This is a genomic window from Flavobacterium sp. ST-158, assembly GCF_058309975.1.
This window is the reverse complement of the sequence record NZ_JBZEEN010000022.1, coordinates 1-5557: the sequence shown is the minus strand read 5'-3', so window position 1 is coordinate 5557 and position 5557 is coordinate 1. Positions and strand designations below refer to the sequence as shown.

The 5557-nt window shown below is 46.3% G+C and carries 2 tRNA genes and 3 rRNA genes; all 5 read left to right on the top strand.

The features are described 5' to 3' along the window. Window positions 1–278 precede the first annotated feature (278 nt). The 5 genes from AC4FRF_RS17455 (at window position 279) to rrf (ending at window position 5554) form a co-directional block, all read left to right on the top strand. A 16S ribosomal RNA gene (locus AC4FRF_RS17455) occupies window positions 279–1792 on the top strand. Window positions 1793–1928: 136 nt separating this feature from the next. Beyond that, a tRNA-Ile gene (locus tag AC4FRF_RS17450) sits at window positions 1929–2002 on the top strand. A gap of 154 nt (window positions 2003–2156) precedes the next feature. After that, window positions 2157–2230, top strand: a tRNA-Ala gene (locus tag AC4FRF_RS17445). A 179-nt stretch (window positions 2231–2409) separates the two neighbouring features. After that, a 23S ribosomal RNA gene (locus AC4FRF_RS17440) occupies window positions 2410–5292 on the top strand. 152 nt (window positions 5293–5444) lie between these two features. Next, window positions 5445–5554 (top strand): 5S ribosomal RNA (gene rrf, locus AC4FRF_RS17435). The 16S, 23S and 5S rRNA genes sit together here with 2 tRNA genes alongside, the layout of an rRNA operon. The last annotated feature ends 3 nt before the right edge of the window (window positions 5555–5557 follow it).

Genomic DNA, 5557 nt, shown 5'->3' with positions numbered 1-5557 from the left:
TTGAAATACTGACAAGGAAGATGGAGTTAAGCTTCGAGAAATAAATCGAAAAAAAACTTTAAATTTTTCTTGCGAGTAAATAAAATAGTTGTACTTTTGCAGCCGCTTTGAGAAACAAGCGAAAGTTAAAAAAGACACGTTCCTAGACATATTGAATTGACAGCCGTCTCGTTTTAAAACGAGACAAAAGAATAAGAGTAATAGAATCGATAGATTCAGAATGAACCAATAGAGCTTGAGTCAAAAATAAATAGTCCGCCACGGCGGACGCATAATATACGATGAAGAGTTTGATCCTGGCTCAGGATGAACGCTAGCGGCAGGCTTAACACATGCAAGTCGAGGGGTATAGTTTTTCGGAACTAGAGACCGGCGCACGGGTGCGTAACGCGTATGCAATCTACCTTTTGCAGAGGGATAGCCCAGAGAAATTTGGATTAATACCTCATAGTATTATAGTATGGCATCATATTATAATTAAAGTTCCAACGGCAAAAGATGAGCATGCGTCCCATTAGCTAGATGGTAAGGTAACGGCTTACCATGGCAACGATGGGTAGGGGTCCTGAGAGGGAGATCCCCCACACTGGTACTGAGACACGGACCAGACTCCTACGGGAGGCAGCAGTGAGGAATATTGGTCAATGGAGGCAACTCTGAACCAGCCATGCCGCGTGCAGGATGACGGTCCTATGGATTGTAAACTGCTTTTGTACAGGAAGAAACAACATTACGTGTAATGTCTTGACGGTACTGTAAGAATAAGGATCGGCTAACTCCGTGCCAGCAGCCGCGGTAATACGGAGGATCCAAGCGTTATCCGGAATCATTGGGTTTAAAGGGTCCGTAGGCGGTTTAGTAAGTCAGTGGTGAAAGCCCATCGCTCAACGGTGGAACGGCCATTGATACTGCTAGACTTGAATTATTAGGAAGTAACTAGAATATGTAGTGTAGCGGTGAAATGCTTAGAGATTACATGGAATACCAATTGCGAAGGCAGGTTACTACTAATTGATTGACGCTGATGGACGAAAGCGTGGGTAGCGAACAGGATTAGATACCCTGGTAGTCCACGCCGTAAACGATGGATACTAGCTGTTGGGGGCAACTTCAGTGGCTAAGCGAAAGTGATAAGTATCCCACCTGGGGAGTACGAACGCAAGTTTGAAACTCAAAGGAATTGACGGGGGCCCGCACAAGCGGTGGAGCATGTGGTTTAATTCGATGATACGCGAGGAACCTTACCAAGGCTTAAATGTAGATTGACCGATTTGGAAACAGATCTTTCGCAAGACAATTTACAAGGTGCTGCATGGTTGTCGTCAGCTCGTGCCGTGAGGTGTCAGGTTAAGTCCTATAACGAGCGCAACCCCTGTTGTTAGTTGCCAGCGAGTCATGTCGGGAACTCTAACGAGACTGCCAGTGCAAACTGTGAGGAAGGTGGGGATGACGTCAAATCATCACGGCCCTTACGCCTTGGGCTACACACGTGCTACAATGGCCGGTACAGAGAGCAGCCACTGGGTGACCAGGAGCGAATCTATAAAGCCGGTCACAGTTCGGATCGGAGTCTGCAACTCGACTCCGTGAAGCTGGAATCGCTAGTAATCGGATATCAGCCATGATCCGGTGAATACGTTCCCGGGCCTTGTACACACCGCCCGTCAAGCCATGGAAGCTGGGGGTGCCTGAAGTCGGTGACCGCAAGGAGCTGCCTAGGGTAAAACTGGTAACTAGGGCTAAGTCGTAACAAGGTAGCCGTACCGGAAGGTGCGGCTGGAACACCTCCTTTCTAGAGCCTAATTGTTAGTTGTGCAAACAACACCTTTAGGAAAAAGACGAAAAGGTCTTTTGGTTTAGAATTTAAAAGTTTTATTACTCTTGCTGTTAATTTAAAAAAAAAGAATAAGAATTTAAGTAAAAAACAGAGTCTCGTAGCTCAGCTGGTTAGAGTACTACACTGATAATGTAGGGGTCGGCAGTTCGAGTCTGCCCGGGACTACTTTTTAAACTAAAAATTGAAAGATTGAAAGATTTTACAATTAAAAGATTGAAAAGACTGTAAAAAAAACTTAAATAAAAGGAAATTCTAGGGTTGAGCAATATGAGGAAAGTAACTCTTGACTCATAACTAATAACTCATCACTAAAAAGAATGGGGGATTAGCTCAGCTGGCTAGAGCGCCTGCCTTGCACGCAGGAGGTCAACGGTTCGACTCCGTTATTCTCCACTATCTAAAGAAGATAGAAACAAGAGAAAAGAAAAAAGATTTAGTCTTTGCTGTTTTATCTTTGCTCTTTCCTCTAAAGAAAAAGTTCATTGACATATTGAGATAAGAAAAATATTAAAAAGTAGAAAGAACACAGTTTTACAGCTGTCAGCTCATTGCTGAAAGCTTAAAGCTAAGTACAATAAGCAAAATAAGGGCGTATGGGGGATGCCTAGGCTCTCAGAGGCGAAGAAAGGCGTGATAAGCTGCGAAAAGCTACGGGGACGAGCACACATCGATTGATCCGTAGATACCTGAATGGGGCAACCCACTATGTTGAAGACATAGTACACCGATAGGTGGGCAAACCCGCTGAACTGAAACATCTAAGTAGGCGGAGGAGAAGAAAACAAAAGTGATTCCGTAAGTAGTGGCGAGCGAACGCGGATTAGCCCAAACCAATGTTGTTACGGCAATGTTGGGGTTGTAGGACCACGATATTTTATGTACAAGGAACCGGAAGTTACTGGAAAGTGACACCAGAGAGGGTGATAGTCCCGTATGGGTAACGAGTATAATAAATAGTGGTATCCTGAGTAGGGCGGGGCACGTGAAACCCTGTCTGAATTTGGCGGGACCATCCGCTAAGGCTAAATACTCCTGAGAGACCGATAGTGAACCAGTACCGTGAGGGAAAGGTGAAAAGAACCGTGAATAACGGAGTGAAATAGATCCTGAAACCATACGCTTACAAGCGGTCGGAGCCCTTTTGTGGGGTGACGGCGTGCCTTTTGCATAATGAGCCTACGAGTTAACGTTGCTGGCAAGGATAAGTACTTCAGGTATGGATCCGTAGCGAAAGCGAGTCTGAATAGGGCGCTTTAGTCAGTAGTGTTAGACGCGAAACCGTGTGATCTACCCATGGGCAGGTTGAAGCTGTGGTAACACACAGTGGAGGACCGAACCGGTTGACGTTGAAAAGTCTTCGGATGACCTGTGGGTAGGGGTGAAAGGCCAATCAAACTCGGAAATAGCTCGTACTCCCCGAAATGCATTTAGGTGCAGCGTTAGTTATAAGTTATATAGAGGTAGAGCTACTGATTGGATGCGGGGGCTTCACCGCCTACCAATTCCTGACAAACTCCGAATGCTATATAATGTTCACTAACAGTGAGGGCTTGGGTGCTAAGGTCCAAGTCCGAGAGGGAAAGAACCCAGACCATCAGCTAAGGTCCCCAAATATATACTAAGTTGAAAGAACGCGGTTTGTCTGCCCAGACAGCTAGGATGTTGGCTTGGAAGCAGCCATTCATTTAAAGAGTGCGTAACAGCTCACTAGTCGAGCGGACGAGCATGGATAATAATCGGGCATAAGTATATTACCGAAGCTATGGATTTTGTATTAATACAAAGTGGTAGGGGAGCATTCTAACAGGGTTGAAGGTGTGTTGTAAAGCATGCTGGACTGGTTAGAAAAGAAAATGTAGGCATAAGTAACGATAATGCGGGCGAGAAACCCGCACACCGAAAGACTAAGGTTTCCACAGCTATGCTAATCAGCTGTGGGTTAGTCGGGACCTAAGGCGAACCCGAAAGGGACAGTCGATGGCCAACGGGTTAATATTCCCGTACTACTGTTAACTGTGATGGGGTGACGGAGTGATGAAAGTACCGCGAACTGACGGAATAGTTCGTTAAAGTACGTACCTATAAGCTGCGCAGGCAAATCCACGCGGCTTGGGGAAATACGATAGTACTCGGCGTCTTCGGACAAAGAGATAGTGTACCTAAGGGCTTCCAAGAAAAACCTCTAAACTTCAGGTTAATAGTACCCGTACCGCAAACCGACACAGGTAGTCGAGATGAGAATTCTAAGGTGCTCGAGAGATTCATGGCTAAGGAATTAGGCAAAATAGACCCGTAACTTCGGGAGAAGGGTCGCCCTGAGTAATCAGGGCCGCAGTGAAGAGGTCCAGGCGACTGTTTATCAAAAACACAGGGCTCTGCAAAATCGTAAGATGAAGTATAGGGCCTGACACCTGCCCGGTGCTGGAAGGTTAAGAGGAGATGTTATCTTCGGAGAAGCATTGAATTGAAGCCCCAGTAAACGGCGGCCGTAACTATAACGGTCCTAAGGTAGCGAAATTCCTTGTCGGGTAAGTTCCGACCTGCACGAATGGTGTAACGATCTGGACACTGTCTCAGCCATGAGCTCGGTGAAATTGTAGTAACGGTGAAGATGCCGTTTACCCGCAGTGGGACGAAAAGACCCTGTGCACCTTTACTATAGCTTAGTATTGACCTTGGATAAATGATGTGTAGGATAGGTTGGAGACTGTGAAGTGGCGTCGCCAGGCGTTGTGGAGTCATTGTTGAAATACAACCCTTTGTTTATCTGAGGCCTAACCCCGCTATGCGGGGGACATTGCTTGGTGGGTAGTTTGACTGGGGTGGTCGCCTCCAAAAGAGTAACGGAGGCTTCTAAAGGTTCCCTCAGTACGCTTGGTAACCGTGCGAAGAGTGCAATGGCATAAGGGAGCTTGACTGAGAGACATACAGGTCGATCAGGTACGAAAGTAGAGCATAGTGATCCGGTGGTTCCGCATGGAAGGGCCATCGCTCAAAGGATAAAAGGTACGCCGGGGATAACAGGCTGATCTCCCCCAAGAGCTCATATCGACGGGGGGGTTTGGCACCTCGATGTCGGCTCGTCACATCCTGGGGCTGGAGAAGGTCCCAAGGGTTGGGCTGTTCGCCCATTAAAGTGGCACGCGAGCTGGGTTCAGAACGTCGTGAGACAGTTCGGTCTCTATCTACTGTGGGCGTTAGAAATTTGAGTGGATCTGATTCTAGTACGAGAGGACCGAATTGGACAAACCTCTAGTGTATCTGTTGTCACGCCAGTGGCACCGCAGAGTAGCTACGTTTGGAAGGGATAAGCGCTGAAAGCATATAAGCGCGAAACCCACCACAAGATGAGATTTCTTTTAAAGGTCGTGGGAGATGACCACGTTGATAGGCTATAGATGTAAAGGCAGTAATGTCATAGTCGAGTAGTACTAATAACCTGTAAGCTTATGTACAAACTTTTCCCCACACTACGGTGTGGGGGAGAAACTTTCTAATACTAAAAATACTTTCTTTATCTCAGTATGTTAAGATATTGTTTTTAATTATGAATTATCAATTGTTAATTATTAATTAAAAAAGATTGCCCAAAGCAATTATAACTTCTTAAGGTGGTTATTGCGGCGGGGCTCACCTCTTCCCATCCCGAACAGAGTAGTTAAGCCCGCCTGCGCAGATGGTACTGCAGTTTTGTGGGAGAGTATGTCGTCGCCTTTCTTT